This window comes from Winkia sp. C0117E2, assembly GCF_056590455.1.
Map to the genome: position 1 here is coordinate 114,900 of NZ_JBWPWD010000006.1, position 12,582 is coordinate 127,481.

Sequence of the window (12,582 nt, forward strand, 5' to 3'; positions counted from 1 at the left end):
GTAGTGGTTGCGTCTGCCCGGGCTGGGCGGGTTTAGCGTGGGGAGAGTAGGACGCGTTGGAATTTGGCGCGCCCGCCTATGGTGGGTTTGATGATGTCGAGGATGCGCCAGTCGGTTAGGTCGCATTGGGCGAGGGTGGTTATGGGGGCTCCTATTGTTTGCCCGTTGGGGGTTGGGATTGCCTGGTAGGTGGGGCATTCGATACCGGGGTGGTTGTCGTATGGCTTGTACAGGTCTTTGTATCTTTTGCCTTTGAGGGTGTGGGTGTTTTCTTCGCGGGTGTGCTCGCCGATGGGTTTGCGGGGGAGCTGGTTGGGGATGTTGGTGAGCCAGCAGGTGAGGGCGTTTGCTTGGCCGGTGGGGGTGGTGAAGGTTCTGGATTTTGATCCCCAGGCTTGGATGGTGCCGGCTATTATTTGGGGTTTTATGTTGGCGTATGCGATGGCTGTTGTTGGTGCCATGATGCCGTATCGGAGGCGGGGCTGTTTGGTTAGCCAGTGGTGGAATTCGCGCAGGATGGAGAAGGGCGGGTTGGTGAAGACGAAGTTGGCTGTTGCGAGTGCGTTGGTGGTTTCTTGGGATTGGAATCTGCCGCACCCCTGGGCGGGGCGGTGTATCTTCCTTTCTTTGGTTTGGTGGTAGTAGGTTCCGTCTTTGCCGTCCATTCCGACTGCTGTGAGGGTGTTTAGGCCGAGTTGGTGGAAGTGGGTGGTGAAGTATTTAGTGAAGGCGCTGGCGGGGGTGTCGCAGGGTAGGAGGACATTTGCGCCGTTCAGTAGGTTTGGGGTTTTGGTGAGCACGCCTGTCATGAAGGTTTCTACGTCTTGGGGGTGGGTGTAGAACTCGTCGTTTTTGGTTTTTTGTGCTCGGGTTAGGTGTGTTGTGCCCAGGTGGGTCTCCTTAGGGTTGGTGGTTTAAATGTTTTTGGGCCGCGTTTGTTGCGGCCCGTGGGGGGGGGTGCGTGTGTGGGGTGCGCCCGTGAACTCCCCAAAAATACGGGGCGCACCCCTCTTCCCTCTTCCCCAGTGTCCTCGTGTGGCGGCGGTGCTGTCTGCCCGCGTAACAACAGTGGTGATCGGGGTCGCCCGTATGCCACGATGGAGGATTTAGCATCAGGGGGTGAGGGAGCTTTGTTGCGTAACCGAGTAGGTAGTACTTTGCCTTTTTGTCGGGTGGTTGCGCGTGTCTTTTAAAAACTTGAAGGTGCCTGACCTCTGTACGGTCTGGTGGCACCCTATAAACCTAGGGTTCGACAGTTTTGCTGTTTTGTCAAGTCGTAGCAGGGTGCGTGTGGGTGCGCCGCCCCTGTCGCGAGGGCAGGAGACGACGCGGCCCACTCGCCTGAGTGGTCATTGTTTTGCAGGTGATTCTTCTGCCAGGGCTAACACGTCACCTACCCTGTAGAGCTTGCCTTGGGAGGTTTCACGCACTGGGCTTAACTTGCCGCGTTCTGCCCACTTGTACACGGTTTTGGGTTTTAGGTGTATGCCCGCCGCGCTTTGGTTAAGCAGGCGAACCATGTGCGGGATTGTCACAGCGTATTCACTAAGACGCTGTTTGGACGCGTCGATTAGCCTTTTAGCGTCGTGCCTGGTCCTGCATCTGCTGCAGGTGACTATGGCGCGGCCTTTTGGCGCGTAGATTGCCCTACCGCAGATGGTTTCATGTGGCCCGACTGGCGCGTCGCAGGTGCCGTAGAACCATTTTTCCGGGGGCAGGTCGGCCACTCTTTCTAGGCTGTTGTAGGAATCCCTCACTTGCAGGGCGACCGTAGCAGCGTTTGGGTTTTTCACCTTGCCTGGTAGCGCGGCGGCTATCTGCTGGCAGTAGGTGTGAAAGTGCCCATCTACTGGTTTGCCCCAGGCTTTAGCGATCACGTGCAGCGGGCGGGCAGCTGCTTCGATTCTTCGCATTAGGGCCGGGTTGTAGGGGATCCTTTCTGCCGGGCCGGTGCGCACGCCACCTCCTGTTTGGGGGTGGGATGTCATCCGGTATGCGGATTGTAGGGCGTTTTCGTGTAGACCGGGCAACTGGCGGAGAGCTTCGAGGACTTGTCGTTCTGCCTCAGGGCTGATTTGTCGCCCGTCTTTGAGTGGTTGGCCGGTTAGCGGGCAAATATTGTTTTTTCCCATGCGGGGAGCTGTCTTTCAGTTTCGGGGACGGATGTCTTGGGGTTGGAACCCGAAGGGGATTTTTTCGGCGGCGTTTTCTGTGGTGGTGTAACAGTCGCCAGCTGGGTGGGGGCCTTCGGGCTTGGGGCGCGGGGTGCGGGTTATTTTTAGGGTGAGTGATAGCCGTATCCTCACATCTTCTCCTTGTTGGTTAGCTCTTGGCAGGCTTCCTTGTAGGCGGGTAAGGGCCCGAAAGAGGCGATGATTTCTTGGGTTGCCACCTGGTGGGCTTCACGTTCGCCGCCTTGCAGGAGTTTTGCGCCTTGCATGAACCGGGCGGCGTTGTGGATTAGGCAGGCCAGGGCAGCCCGCTGGCGGATAGTAGGCGCAGGGGTGGGTGTGGGGGCAAGTAGGTTTGCCAGCTCATCTCGGGTGATGTCGATCTTCATTTTTCGGGGTTTTCTTTCTCGGTCTTTTCAATAAGGTCCATGAGACTGTCCAGAAGGAGCGTCTGAGTGTGGTAGGCGGCGCGCTCGCGGGTTTCGTAGTCTTGGATTTGGTGGTCTTGGTTGTTTATTTCGATGAGGAGTGTGCCGGCTAGGGTCCATGCCCACCAGGAGAGGAATGCCCAGGCGAGGGCGAGGCCTGCTAGGGCTGGGTGGGGGCCGGTTGTGGCTGTGATCCAGGCGGTTAGGCCGAACCCGGCGAAGTGGGCAATAAAGAGGGTGGCGCGGGCGGCTTGCAGGTGTTTTGTGCTCATTTTGGTCTTTTCTCGGTTAGGAGGGCGGCGAAGTCTTTTAGGGTCATGGTTACGTATTGGTCTGCCGGGTTAGCGTTGCCGTGGCGTTTGTGTGCTATGACGGCCGCGAGCGCGCCGTCGTTTTGGCGTTCGGTTTCTGCTTGGGTGGTCCAGGGGCCGAGGTGTGGGCGGGTGGTGTTTTTGCATTCGACGACAACGCGGTGTCCGTTTTGGGTTCTTAGGGCGGCGATGTCGCCTTGGTCTTTTGGGCCGGTTTGGCGGCGTCTTTCTATGCGGTCGTCTACGTGGGCGTTGAGGTATTGGGATACTTGTTTTTCGAAGTTTCTGCCTGCGGCTTTTGCGGAGGTTCGGTTGCGTTTTCGTGGGTTCATTTGTGGTTTTCCTGGTTGTTTTTGTTTTGGTAGCAGTCTGCGTGGTAGACGGGCCAGGGGGTGCCGTCCGTCTGGTAGAGGCTGCTGGTTTCTGTTAGTTGGATGGGCTGCCCGCACCCGGCGCAGGTGCGGGTGACCGTACGATCAGCGGTCGAGGGGGTCATCCCAGCAGGACTCCATCGACTTTCCAGAGCAAATACAGGCCGGCACCATTCCCGCGCCGTCCGAGAATTCCCCGTTAGCATGTTTTATGCGCTCGGCTTCATCAAGGAAGGAGTCGATTTTCTGCGCCGTGCTGGCAAAGAATGTGATGGCGGTTTCCGCGTCCGTACACGCCGAAGCGAGATGGTCGCGTTGTTCTGTCGTGGATTTAATGCCGGCATAATGCTCATTTTCTAGGTAATCATTAAGCATGGAATGAGCGTTATATACTGCTTCGACGGCCTCAGCCCACGCTTTTTTGATAGCTTCTTCTGCGCTCATTCCTCTTCTCCTTCGTGCTGGTAGTGGCCGATTTCTTGCACGAGAATATGCTTATAAGCAACTTCAAGATCAGTGAGAATGCGGGTCAGGGTGTTCGCGTAAAAGGCGTGGCAGCCGGCGGCCTGCTTCATTCCCTCTGGTAGTAGGTATTCCTGGATCATGTGCCAGAATCGCGCTTCTACCGCGTCCAGGTAAACCCTTTCTAAACTGTCGAGGGCGAAGCTAGCACCTTCTGAGTTTTTGAGAAGTTCTTTTGTTGGTAGTGCGCTTAAGTTTGAATCAATCATGTTTGTGTGGTTTCTTTCTTGTTTTTGGGTTTAAGCATTTTTTGCAGTACCGGGTGGTTACTGGGAATTCTTCGGGCCACTCACATTCGCCCGGATAGGGGCGGATATGGCCGGGTGCGTGTGTTTCTGCGGCCTCGTAGGGGTGGTAGTACCAGTAATCCTTTGAGGGCCAATCACGGTGACGCGTAACCATTCCAGGCCTTTTAGAATGGTGGGTTTTCGGGTACGGACCAAGGGTCACCCTGTTGCCCGCCGGCGGGGGCCTGATAGTTGGCTTGCGCCTGTGGGGGTTGGGCTACTTGCGGCCACCCGCCGCCCGCGTTTTGTGCCTGCCCTTGGGTGGCGGTGGGCGGGGCTGTTTGTGCTGGCCTGGACGCGAACTTCAGGGACGGGCCGATGTCTTCTAGTTGTAGTTCAATGCTGGTGCGCTGGGCCCCGGTTTTATCGGTGTAGGTGTCTTGTTTTAGGTGTCCGGTGGCGATTACGCGTTGGCCTTTCACGAGTTGGTCGGTGATGTTTTCTGCGAGTTGCCTCCAGGCGGTGGCGCGCATGAATAGGGCGGGCCCGTTTTCGAATTGGCCGGTTTGTTTGTTGTATTGGCGGGGCGTGGCAGCGATGGTGATGGTGGTGACTGCTGCCCCTGATTGTGTGTAGCGTGTTTCGGGGTCGCGGGTGAGGTTCCCGCAGATGGTGATCGTGTTGTCGGTTTGCATTAGTTTCGTTTTCCTTGAATGGTGATTTTGTAATTGTTGATTTTGGTGAGCAGGTCGTAGGTGTTTACGAGCGTGACGACGGCGCTGCTTTTTGTGAGTCTGATAGTTTCGTCTATTTTTGCTCTTCCGTTTGTTTGGTGTTTTGTTAGGTAGTCATATTCATCGCGTTGGGATAATTGTTTTTCTGTCTCCTTGAGGTTGGTTAGCGCGTTGGTTAGGTAGGTTTGCATGGTTGCGAGTTCGTCTTGGTAGCGCTCGCGGAATGTTTCAATCATTTGTTGTTGCCTCGGTTGTTGTTTTGGTTGGTTTTTCGGAATTTTCTTGTGTTTGTTCGGCTCGTAAGGTGTCGACTATGCGGGCAAAAAATTCGTGGTTATCTTGCGCAACTGCGAGGTCGGTGAATAGTTCTAGTGTGTTGTTGATGATGTTGCGGCGGTCGTTTTCTATATGCTTGTAGTGGTTGTGTTTTTGGGTTGGGGTGTAGTCGGTGGTGTCGGCGGGGTGTTTTGCTTTGTCTTCGAGGTCGCGGGCGGCGTTGAGTATTTTGGCTAGTTGGTTGATTTGTTTGTTGTTTGGTGCGCTCATTTGTTACTTCCGTTTCGTGTAAGCGTTTTTGAGAGACTTTTATCGGTTCGGGTGGGTGACCCTACGCGGGGTACCCTGTTAGGCCCGTGGGAGGCTGTTTATGTGGGGTTGTAGGGTGGTGTTTCTGGTTGTGGGGTGCTTTTGCTCCTTCCGTTGGGGTGTTATTTGATCCCAAATTTTTTGAGTAGCCGATGCAGTTCTTGTGGGCTTGCGTTTAGGATTGCGGCGCGCTCAGCGTTGTCGCACCTGTTTGCCGGGTTAGCTGGCCGGTAGGGCTCGTCAGCTTTGACTTTGCATACTTGAGGCTGGTAGTCGCCCGTTAGGCATAGGGCCCGGTAGAAGCTGTACCAGGCTTTATGTTGGCTCTCTGGTACCCATTGGGCAGGAGGCAGGTCCGGGACTGCGCGCCGCCCGGCGGCTATTTGCCGGTCTTTGATTGCCACGCCGATAGCATCCAAGAGCTCTGGGAGTTTTACCGGGAATGCGGTCCCGTACTGGTTGCGCTTGTTCCACCCATCAATGAGCGCGTTTGTGGCTTGCCTAAGATCCGCATCGGTTGCGGTGGGGTGTTTCCTTTCGATTTCGCCGCGGGCTACTACCACGGTTACGTCGGTGAAGGATGATCCGCATTCGCCTAGGCGGGCGATGGTTTCAGCCAAGCATGCGCCGGTTATCAATTTCGCCTCCTTCGATTATTCGGGGCGTCCTAAGGTCTTGTGCTGCGTCGATGGCTGCGCCGGCTGCGAAGATTGCGGCCATTCGGGAGTGCTGATTAGCGGTTATGCCGCCCGTCTGGCGAGCCGGAAGCGGGGTTTCATCTTCCCAGCGGCCTTGGTTGAGCCAGGTTGCCGGGTGGGGCGTGTACTGGTCGACGCGGTTAGGGTCCGCTGCCAGGCGTGCCGCGCCTTGGACGAGCTCTTGCGGTGTTGCGCCTTCTTTGATTGCTTTCGCGTAGGCTTTAGCGGCAGCTTTCTTCCCGGTCTTGCGCGGGTATGCCTGCCAGAAGGCTGTGAAGTCTTCGGTGTAAGCGAATTTGGATGCCTGCCCCGAACCCCCTTTAGGGGGTATGGGGGTTAACTCCTTAACTGTAGTTACTTCTCTTGTAGTTACTTTGCGCGCATCTGGTGCACCACCCCGGTGCAGCTCCTGCACCACCCCCGTGTAATCAGTGCACCGGGTTCGTGCAGCTCCTGCACCACCCCCAAGGCTTTCACTATGATCCGCGAAAAGGTTTGCAACCGAGTAATAATTCGTCTGGTAATTACCATCCATAGCCGGGCGCTGTTTCCACCTGACAAAGCCGCTTTCCCGGAGCTCTTCAAGCGCTTTATCGACTGATCGTTTAGAGCATCGCGCTTCTGCTGCGATCGTGTTTTTGGATGGCCAGCACACGCCACTCGCGTTAGTGCGATCAAGCAAGGCTAGGAGCACTAATAGCCCAATACCAGAGAGCTTTGAATCTCTAATTACCCAGCGTGGGATTACTGCAAAGCCTTCGGTTAACGGTTGTGGGGTGTCCATGCTGTTTCTTCTCCTTTCTCGTTTTCTTCTTGGGGTGTGCAGTTGACGCAAACGGGGCCGCCGAGGGTGGGCACACTGTCCGGAAACTGGGCCCCTTCTTCTCCGTATGGGCGCATTTTCAGCCCGCACGCCTGGCAGGTGGGGAGCGCGTCCTCGCAAAGCTGCAACACGGGCGGGGTGCGGTCTTTCCGGCGCGCGTACCTTTGGGTGGGTGTTTCCCCACCCCAGATCCCGTGAAGAGCTTTCCTGTGGCGGCTCCCTTCTAGCTGGTCGGCTGCCTGCTGGCAGGCGTACATGAGTGGGCAGTGGTGGCAGGCGTGTAAGGCTGCCACGTTCTCGGAGGTGAGCCTGCACGTGTCGGGAAACCACGCGTCAGGATTGGTTCGGCAAGGCGGGTCCGCGTATTGCAGTAGGGTCGTGAGCGCGCCTATTTTTGGGGTGGTTATCATTGGGCTGCCCCGCCTGTGGCGACCTCTTGTAGGGTCGGCTGCACCTGGGGCTGCTGCTGTTGTTTGGCGGCTGCGAGCCTGCGGACTTGCTGCTCGCACAGGCTGATAGCGGCTGCAGCCTGGTTCGCGTCTAGTTTGGCGAGCGCGTTTACGCGGCCCCCCGAAACGTAGCGGGCGATTTCTTGGCCTTTTTCGGCGTTCGCGCCTATCTGCTTTAGCAGGCGGGAGAGTTGCTGGTGTTGGGCCCCGGTCATCATTCCCGCCCCGCCTCCGGTTTGGGTGGGTTGAGGGTCCTGGCGGGACACCGGGGCGGCAGGGACAGCCGGGGAGGCCTCCGTTTCCTTCTCGTGCGTGGGCACCGTGAAAGTCTGCAAAAGGGCCGTACGCAAAGCCACTGACATGAACTTGGTGGTTCCTTTGTCCCCAACGTCTTGGGCCTCGGCAGCCACCGAAGTTTCCAAGGTTTGGCCGTCACCAAAATGGAAACGGAAAGTCACAATCCCGCGAATAAGTGTGGAAATCTTCCCCTTATTGGTGGGTTGGGTTTCGTAATTGATCTGGTCAATCTTTGAGGTTATGAGGACCCCATTATCACGGAATGCCGGACCAACCACGTCTAGCACTCCGTCGATGCCCCTAAAGTTGTATTGGGAGAATTGGTTGACGCCGTCTTTTTTGATTACGTTAATGGCCTTCAACGCTTTGGCCATTGGGGTTAGTGTGGTTCCCATTTTTATATTTCCTCTAAAACGTTTTCGGGTATTTCGTAGGGTTTTATGCCCAGGATTTGGAGGCCGCATTCTAGGGCCTCCCAGTCGTCGAAGATGCGGGCGCGCATCCATCTGTTGATGCCGATTTCGTTTAGCGCGTGGCCAACTTCGAGGGCCTCATCGGATGGCGTGTACACGCCCACCAGGTAGGGGGGTGTTTTCTCCACCGCGATAAACACCATGCGGGCGTTAGTCGAAACGTTTATGGCGGCCAGGCCGGCCGCGTACCAGGCCGCGCTCTGGTGGTAGCCGAGTTGGAAGCAGGAGCGGCGGAACCCTGCGGGGGTGGCGTCCCTAGTGGTTTTCAAATCCACGATCGGCAAAAACCCAAGCTCGGAGTCCACCTCGTCTGGGAGCCAGTCCGGGCGGCACCGTAGGGTCGCCCCTGAGGGGTGGTTCCAGTACACGGACTGTTCCGCCTTACCAGGGGCGGTAAGGAGCCGGCGTGCGAGCGGGTTCTCGTGTACGGCTTCGGCCATGCCTTGTAGGGTTTCCCACCCTTCCTGGGTGACCACGGGGGTGCCGGCAGGTAGGTTCGCGATGAACTTCTTCCCCTTCACTGAGGTCAGGGTTTTCGCCTCTGTGAAAACCTCCGGGGCTACGCCCTCGAGAATGAAAGCGTGCGCCGCGGTGCCGAATAGGAGGGCTTCTGTGTCTACCTTTGGGTGGGTTTGCTCGTAGTGGAAGCGGGCCGCCCCGCCGGGTTTAGCCAGGGTTTTCGCCCCCGATGACGACAGGCTGTTTTGGTCGGCGTGGTAGTCCGAGTTAGGGATGCCCGCGTATATGCCCGGCGACGCAGGTAGGGTGAGCTCGTCTTTATTGTTTTCGCTCATGCTAGGTCGCCGTCCTCGCCCAGTTGGGAGAGCTCCGCCAGGGTGTCCTCGATTGCGTCCAGGGACTCGGAAATGTACTGCTCGCGCGCCCAATCCTGTACAGCTTGGGCGTGGGCCTCTATCTCACGGCTGCCGGGCCTAAGGTTGCCCAGGCGCGTGGCCGTGCCCTCATAGGACTGGGCCTCCCCCAGCCTCAAGTACAGGCCTTGCAAAGCGGCTGCCACTGCCCGCCGCTGCGAGAAACTAGCGGCCGCCACAGAGGGCCCTTTAGGGCTTCTTCTGGTTTCACCAGCTTCGTCTCGTGTACGATCAAAACCAGCAAAACGCTGAGAGGAAACACCCCCATGGCCTATTTCGTGAAATCCTGTGACGACTTGCCCGCTTTCACTTTCAATTCGGACACAGACGCGCTGGCCGCCGAGAAGGCACTTCATGCGTTCCATCGAGAGGGAACACAGCCCCTCATTCGCTTCAAAGGCAAGAACGGCCTCGTTGAGACGTTCGCGCTCGTCTGGGCTAATGGCCCCTCTGTCCATTATTGTGTTAGCGAGGCAGACGATGAGATCGCGACAAATCTTGCTCAGGATTGGGTCAAGCAAGACATTATTGAGGTATCCGGTTGCTTCTAGCTGGGCTGCCTCGCTCTGCTTTTTAGAAGCCTGTTCTGGCAGGCGGTCAAGGATGATGCGAGTAACCTCAGGTTCCTCCACCATCTCAAGCACTTCACTGGTGAGGGCCGGGCGCAGGGTGCCAGTACCCCGCCCGCTTACAGCCCACTCGGTTTCACTTACCCTAAGGGCAGCCCGATAGTACAAGTACAGTTCCGGGATCTCGTACTCGAGGCGGATCTGCGCGCCGACGGGCAGTTCTGCCACGTCAACCTTGCCGAAGAGGGTCTCGCCCTCTTTAAAAACTGGGGTGTTCATTTAAAATCTTGGGTCCTTCCAAAAAGGGGTGCGGTAGATAAAGTTTGGGTGTGAACATTACGGAACTAGCCATCAACGGCCTCTCGCTCCTGGTCGCTACTGGGGGCCTGATTGTTGCTGTCCTGGCACGCCGTTACACGAAAATCAGCCAACGCGCGGCTAAGGAGGCCAACCGCCTCGCTAAGGACGCCAACATTGCTGCTACCCGCGCGAACCGCCTGGCAGGTGAGGCAAACCAGATAAGTAGCAAGGCGAACAAGATCGCGACCAGAGCACTTGCTACCACGCAAGATGTCAGTCACTACTCCTGGGCAATCCAGATTGACCATGACGCCGGTGTTCTCGTCCTTGCCAATGAGAGCCCATTTAGCGCAACGAATATTTCCATCACGATCAGGCATGAAAAAGACACGATTTACCAGGGTAGGGCCGGGGCTATCGGACCCTTCGGAAAGGTAGGCTTCGGCACTAGCTTGCTCGTGAATGATGTGCGCGACCGCCTGGCTAGCAAGGACACTGCACTTGGTGGCGGCATTTTCGGGGTCGCTCAGATCAGCTGCGACGTGTTCTTGTCTTGGGATAGTCAGGTCGGGGTGCCCCGCTCTGACCATTTCGAGCACTGCTTCACCAAGGCGGATTGTCATTGATCCGGGGATGTTCATTCGCGTACCCCCCTTGAAAACACTTGATCATGGCAAGCCCAAACACGATGCCAGATAAGAATGTTCGCCCCAAGCAAGACGCACCCGAGAATGGCTAGATCGAAAACTGCGATACAAATAAGTGGATGCAATAACTGGTTCATTTACTGTTTTCCTTCAAATCTTTAGGGACGATCAGGGCTAATACGGGGCTGCAATACGCGACCAGAAGAAGCGCTGCGGAAAGGGGCGGGCACGCGTACCAAAAGCATTGCCCAACCCACCAGCAGCCGAGAGCGATTAGCAGAATCAGCGCCTGCAAGGCGCGGCGCGCCCACCTCTCAGCCCGGCTCATGCTTCTAGTACTCCTTTTCGTGTGGCTGCGGCTTTCCTCGCGGCGTTCGCCCGCCCTGATCTAGGTGATAGGTGTATGACTTGGCCACCAGGCAAGACCGTGGTGATCTGTGGGGGTTGTTGGGTTGCTTTTTGCGCGAAGTCTTCTATTGCTTGCGGGGTTACCCGCCATATCCTTCCGACTCGCACGCCCAGGAGGCGACCTTGTTTTAAGAGGCGCAGCACCGTGGTTTTTGAGATGCTCATGTAGGCTGCGGTTTCCGATACCGAAAACCAGCTTTCAGGGCGAGCGTGTTCTGTCCTATTCAAGGCCCAGCGCCTCCTCCAGCCAGTCTTCGTCCCAGTCCACTACTTGGTTTAGGAAGTTTTCTTCTGCCCACTGACGCGCCCGCTTCTCGAACGCGGTGACGTCACCGAACAGGCCAAGCACTAGGCCGCGTATTTGTACTTCAACGCCGCCGATGCGGACCCGCCACCACACGGAAGAAGGCCTGCGTATCTCACTCAGGAACGCCCCTTTCCCCTTCTTTAGCGAGTAGACGCGCCCATCCTTAAACACCACATAGGCGGGGTTGCCGAAAATAGGCATGCCTGCACTAAGATCAACAGTCTGGCTCATTTGGTTAGGCTCTCCTCGGTGTAGTACTTGGCCCAAACGTCTTCGAAGAGGGGCCGATCTTTTTCTGTGTAAGCATTGACCTGGCGCACCTGGCCGTTACTTAGGTTTAGGGGGTATTTTTCGGGCTCGGTGCCGTGTTCTAGCGTGTATTTGGCTTTGATGCGCTTACCAAAGGTCGGGGCGATATGCTTTAGCTGGTCTTTGTTTACGCCCTTTTCTTGCAGGAAGTCCTGCGCGTACAAGGGCCGGGTTGCGGGTTCAAGCTGTGGGCGTTCGCCGAGTCCGCGCGCTAGGATCACACGCGCTTTAGCCTCGAGATGATCCGCTTGGATCAGCCCCCGCGCGGCCTGACAGAGCGCTAACTCGTCGAGGGCCCGGAGCGTTGCCGGGTTTGAGGTTGCTACCTGCGGGACCCGGTATGCCCCGGTCTTGCGGATGGTTGGCAGTACCTCGTGCGTCACCCAACGGCGGAATGGCGCAACTCGCTCAGCCTTGGAGCGCACCAGTGCCGCGTAAAGGCCCGCTTCTGAAATAGTAAGGAGTTCTTGCCTTCCTCCAGGGGTAGGCACAAACTGCCTACCCTTTTCATCTTCGTCAAGGCCGCGAGTGAAATCCTTGGCGCTTTGGTATTCAAGTATTTTTGCGACATCAGCAGCAACGAACCAAATTTCTCCCGCTTTGTCATGGAAAGTACGGACTCGTTGTTGGCCGAATTTGAAATTTTGTAGTTCAGTAGTCATTAGGCTGCCTTCCTTTGAGCACGGGCAGCCTGGTAAAATCGGGCTGCCTTGTATTGGGCAACCGTGCGATGCAACTTTGGCGAGATGGTCGCACGGTTTTTATTTGATGATTGATGCACACTTTTGTGTGCATGGGCTAATTTAACATACGCACACAACGGTGTGCAAACTACTAGTCTTCGGAAATGATCCGGTAGATTGAATTGCGATGCATCTGCAATGCGTCCGCTATTTCTTGACGAGGCACTTCTGCCTCCAAGGCAGCCATTACCGCTTCTTTGCGCGCAGACTTCGCCAGCGAAAGGCCCTTCGCAGTCTTGCGAACCTCCGCTAGCAGTTCTCTCTTTGCCTTTTCGTCCATTGCTCTCAATCCTATCTGACGCCGCGGCCATCAGCTCCCGCCCGGTCAACTGCCTGGG

Annotated in this window: 21 protein-coding genes; 1 reads left to right on the forward strand and 20 read right to left on the reverse strand. The window is 56.7% G+C overall.

Annotated elements, in window-relative coordinates; all coding sequences use genetic code 11:
• Nucleotides 1-32: 32 nt before the first annotated feature.
• From AC1EKG_RS08980 to AC1EKG_RS09055, 16 genes are all read right to left on the reverse strand, one after another.
• Complete coding sequence (locus AC1EKG_RS08980; protein WP_231288210.1) at nt 33-890, reverse strand: adenine-specific methyltransferase EcoRI family protein; 858 nt, start codon at nt 888-890, stop codon at nt 33-35.
• A gap of 459 nt (nt 891-1,349) precedes the next feature.
• Nucleotides 1,350-2,132, reverse strand: coding sequence for a hypothetical protein (locus AC1EKG_RS08985; protein WP_141739525.1), 783 nt, complete (start codon nt 2,130-2,132; stop codon nt 1,350-1,352).
• 170 nt (nt 2,133-2,302) lie between these two features.
• On the reverse strand, nt 2,303-2,560 hold the full coding sequence (locus AC1EKG_RS08990) for a hypothetical protein (protein WP_004808264.1): 258 nt from the start codon (nt 2,558-2,560) through the stop codon (nt 2,303-2,305).
• Complete coding sequence (locus AC1EKG_RS08995) at nt 2,557-2,871, reverse strand: hypothetical protein (RefSeq protein WP_004808262.1); 315 nt, start codon at nt 2,869-2,871, stop codon at nt 2,557-2,559. The genes AC1EKG_RS08990 and AC1EKG_RS08995 overlap by 4 nt, the downstream gene beginning before the upstream one ends.
• A complete protein-coding gene (locus AC1EKG_RS09000; protein ID WP_004808261.1) occupies nt 2,868-3,242 on the reverse strand; it encodes a hypothetical protein in 375 nt (124 codons plus the stop codon). Before AC1EKG_RS09000 ends, AC1EKG_RS08995 begins: the two co-directional genes overlap by 4 nt.
• A 144-nt stretch (nt 3,243-3,386) precedes the next feature.
• Nucleotides 3,387-3,725: a hypothetical protein gene (locus AC1EKG_RS09005; protein ID WP_004808255.1), complete on the reverse strand. Its 339-nt coding sequence runs from the start codon at nt 3,723-3,725 to the stop codon at nt 3,387-3,389.
• Nucleotides 3,722-4,012 (reverse strand): hypothetical protein, encoded by a 291-nt coding sequence (locus AC1EKG_RS09010; protein ID WP_004808254.1) that lies wholly within the window; start codon nt 4,010-4,012, stop codon nt 3,722-3,724. Before AC1EKG_RS09010 ends, AC1EKG_RS09005 begins: the two co-directional genes overlap by 4 nt.
• A 203-nt stretch (nt 4,013-4,215) precedes the next feature.
• Nucleotides 4,216-4,725 (reverse strand): single-stranded DNA-binding protein, encoded by a 510-nt coding sequence (gene ssb / locus AC1EKG_RS09015; protein ID WP_004808253.1) that lies wholly within the window; start codon nt 4,723-4,725, stop codon nt 4,216-4,218.
• Entirely contained in the window at nt 4,725-5,000 is a 276-nt protein-coding gene (locus AC1EKG_RS09020; protein ID WP_004808251.1) for a hypothetical protein, read from the reverse strand. Before AC1EKG_RS09020 ends, ssb begins: the two co-directional genes overlap by 1 nt.
• Nucleotides 4,993-5,310 (reverse strand): hypothetical protein, encoded by a 318-nt coding sequence (locus AC1EKG_RS09025; protein WP_004808249.1) that lies wholly within the window; start codon nt 5,308-5,310, stop codon nt 4,993-4,995. The genes AC1EKG_RS09020 and AC1EKG_RS09025 overlap by 8 nt, the downstream gene beginning before the upstream one ends.
• A gap of 161 nt (nt 5,311-5,471) precedes the next feature.
• Nucleotides 5,472-5,987: a hypothetical protein gene (locus AC1EKG_RS09030; RefSeq protein WP_004808247.1), complete on the reverse strand. Its 516-nt coding sequence runs from the start codon at nt 5,985-5,987 to the stop codon at nt 5,472-5,474.
• Nucleotides 5,962-6,831, reverse strand: coding sequence for a helix-turn-helix domain-containing protein (locus tag AC1EKG_RS09035; RefSeq protein WP_004808244.1), 870 nt, complete (start codon nt 6,829-6,831; stop codon nt 5,962-5,964). Before AC1EKG_RS09035 ends, AC1EKG_RS09030 begins: the two co-directional genes overlap by 26 nt.
• The gene (locus tag AC1EKG_RS09040; protein WP_004808243.1) at nt 6,810-7,280 is read right to left on the reverse strand and encodes a WhiB family transcriptional regulator; all 471 of its coding nucleotides are present in this window, start codon (nt 7,278-7,280) and stop codon (nt 6,810-6,812) included. The genes AC1EKG_RS09035 and AC1EKG_RS09040 overlap by 22 nt, the downstream gene beginning before the upstream one ends.
• On the reverse strand, nt 7,277-8,011 hold the full coding sequence (locus tag AC1EKG_RS09045) for an ERF family protein (protein ID WP_004808241.1): 735 nt from the start codon (nt 8,009-8,011) through the stop codon (nt 7,277-7,279). The genes AC1EKG_RS09040 and AC1EKG_RS09045 overlap by 4 nt, the downstream gene beginning before the upstream one ends.
• A gap of 2 nt (nt 8,012-8,013) precedes the next feature.
• Entirely contained in the window at nt 8,014-8,883 is an 870-nt protein-coding gene (locus AC1EKG_RS09050) for a PD-(D/E)XK nuclease-like domain-containing protein (protein ID WP_004808239.1), read from the reverse strand.
• The gene (locus AC1EKG_RS09055) at nt 8,880-9,809 is read right to left on the reverse strand and encodes a hypothetical protein (protein WP_004808237.1); all 930 of its coding nucleotides are present in this window, start codon (nt 9,807-9,809) and stop codon (nt 8,880-8,882) included. The genes AC1EKG_RS09050 and AC1EKG_RS09055 overlap by 4 nt, the downstream gene beginning before the upstream one ends.
• A 50-nt stretch (nt 9,810-9,859) precedes the next feature.
• Here AC1EKG_RS09055 and AC1EKG_RS09060 point away from each other — a divergent pair, with 50 nt between their 5' ends.
• Complete coding sequence (locus AC1EKG_RS09060) at nt 9,860-10,456, forward strand: hypothetical protein (protein WP_070424974.1); 597 nt, start codon at nt 9,860-9,862, stop codon at nt 10,454-10,456.
• Nucleotides 10,457-10,801: 345 nt separating this feature from the next.
• On the opposite strand, the gene AC1EKG_RS09065 is transcribed toward AC1EKG_RS09060, so the two are convergent.
• The 4 genes from AC1EKG_RS09065 to AC1EKG_RS09080 all read right to left on the reverse strand — a co-directional run bounded on the left by AC1EKG_RS09065 (nt 10,802) and on the right by AC1EKG_RS09080 (nt 12,524).
• Nucleotides 10,802-11,113, reverse strand: coding sequence for a helix-turn-helix domain-containing protein (locus AC1EKG_RS09065; protein WP_081499210.1), 312 nt, complete (start codon nt 11,111-11,113; stop codon nt 10,802-10,804).
• Nucleotides 11,106-11,423, reverse strand: coding sequence for a hypothetical protein (locus AC1EKG_RS09070; RefSeq protein ID WP_004808230.1), 318 nt, complete (start codon nt 11,421-11,423; stop codon nt 11,106-11,108). The genes AC1EKG_RS09065 and AC1EKG_RS09070 overlap by 8 nt, the downstream gene beginning before the upstream one ends.
• On the reverse strand, nt 11,420-12,163 hold the full coding sequence (locus tag AC1EKG_RS09075; protein WP_004808229.1) for a BRO-N domain-containing protein: 744 nt from the start codon (nt 12,161-12,163) through the stop codon (nt 11,420-11,422). Before AC1EKG_RS09075 ends, AC1EKG_RS09070 begins: the two co-directional genes overlap by 4 nt.
• 172 nt (nt 12,164-12,335) lie before the next feature.
• The gene (locus AC1EKG_RS09080) at nt 12,336-12,524 is read right to left on the reverse strand and encodes a hypothetical protein (protein ID WP_004808227.1); all 189 of its coding nucleotides are present in this window, start codon (nt 12,522-12,524) and stop codon (nt 12,336-12,338) included.
• Between the last annotated feature and the right edge of the window lie 58 nt (nt 12,525-12,582).

Excerpts from the sequence above, each read along its gene's own strand:
- AC1EKG_RS08985 (WP_141739525.1), bottom strand. The coding sequence starts at position 2,132 with ATGGGAAAAAACAATATTTGCCCGCTAACCGGCCAACCACTCAAAGAC.
- AC1EKG_RS08990 (WP_004808264.1), bottom strand. The coding sequence starts at position 2,560 with ATGAAGATCGACATCACCCGAGATGAGCTGGCAAACCTACTTGCCCCC.
- AC1EKG_RS08995 (WP_004808262.1), bottom strand. The coding sequence starts at position 2,871 with ATGAGCACAAAACACCTGCAAGCCGCCCGCGCCACCCTCTTTATTGCC.
- AC1EKG_RS09000 (WP_004808261.1), bottom strand. The coding sequence starts at position 3,242 with ATGAACCCACGAAAACGCAACCGAACCTCCGCAAAAGCCGCAGGCAGA.
- AC1EKG_RS09005 (WP_004808255.1), bottom strand. The coding sequence starts at position 3,725 with ATGAGCGCAGAAGAAGCTATCAAAAAAGCGTGGGCTGAGGCCGTCGAA.
- AC1EKG_RS09010 (WP_004808254.1), bottom strand. The coding sequence starts at position 4,012 with ATGATTGATTCAAACTTAAGCGCACTACCAACAAAAGAACTTCTCAAA.
- ssb (WP_004808253.1), bottom strand. The coding sequence starts at position 4,725 with ATGCAAACCGACAACACGATCACCATCTGCGGGAACCTCACCCGCGAC.
- AC1EKG_RS09020 (WP_004808251.1), bottom strand. The coding sequence starts at position 5,000 with ATGATTGAAACATTCCGCGAGCGCTACCAAGACGAACTCGCAACCATG.
- AC1EKG_RS09025 (WP_004808249.1), bottom strand. The coding sequence starts at position 5,310 with ATGAGCGCACCAAACAACAAACAAATCAACCAACTAGCCAAAATACTC.
- AC1EKG_RS09035 (WP_004808244.1), bottom strand. The coding sequence starts at position 6,831 with ATGGACACCCCACAACCGTTAACCGAAGGCTTTGCAGTAATCCCACGC.
- AC1EKG_RS09040 (WP_004808243.1), bottom strand. The coding sequence starts at position 7,280 with ATGATAACCACCCCAAAAATAGGCGCGCTCACGACCCTACTGCAATAC.
- AC1EKG_RS09045 (WP_004808241.1), bottom strand. The coding sequence starts at position 8,011 with ATGGGAACCACACTAACCCCAATGGCCAAAGCGTTGAAGGCCATTAAC.
- AC1EKG_RS09050 (WP_004808239.1), bottom strand. The coding sequence starts at position 8,883 with ATGAGCGAAAACAATAAAGACGAGCTCACCCTACCTGCGTCGCCGGGC.
- AC1EKG_RS09055 (WP_004808237.1), bottom strand. The coding sequence starts at position 9,809 with ATGAACACCCCAGTTTTTAAAGAGGGCGAGACCCTCTTCGGCAAGGTT.
- AC1EKG_RS09070 (WP_004808230.1), bottom strand. The coding sequence starts at position 11,423 with ATGAGCCAGACTGTTGATCTTAGTGCAGGCATGCCTATTTTCGGCAAC.
- AC1EKG_RS09075 (WP_004808229.1), bottom strand. The coding sequence starts at position 12,163 with ATGACTACTGAACTACAAAATTTCAAATTCGGCCAACAACGAGTCCGT.
- AC1EKG_RS09080 (WP_004808227.1), bottom strand. The coding sequence starts at position 12,524 with ATGGACGAAAAGGCAAAGAGAGAACTGCTAGCGGAGGTTCGCAAGACT.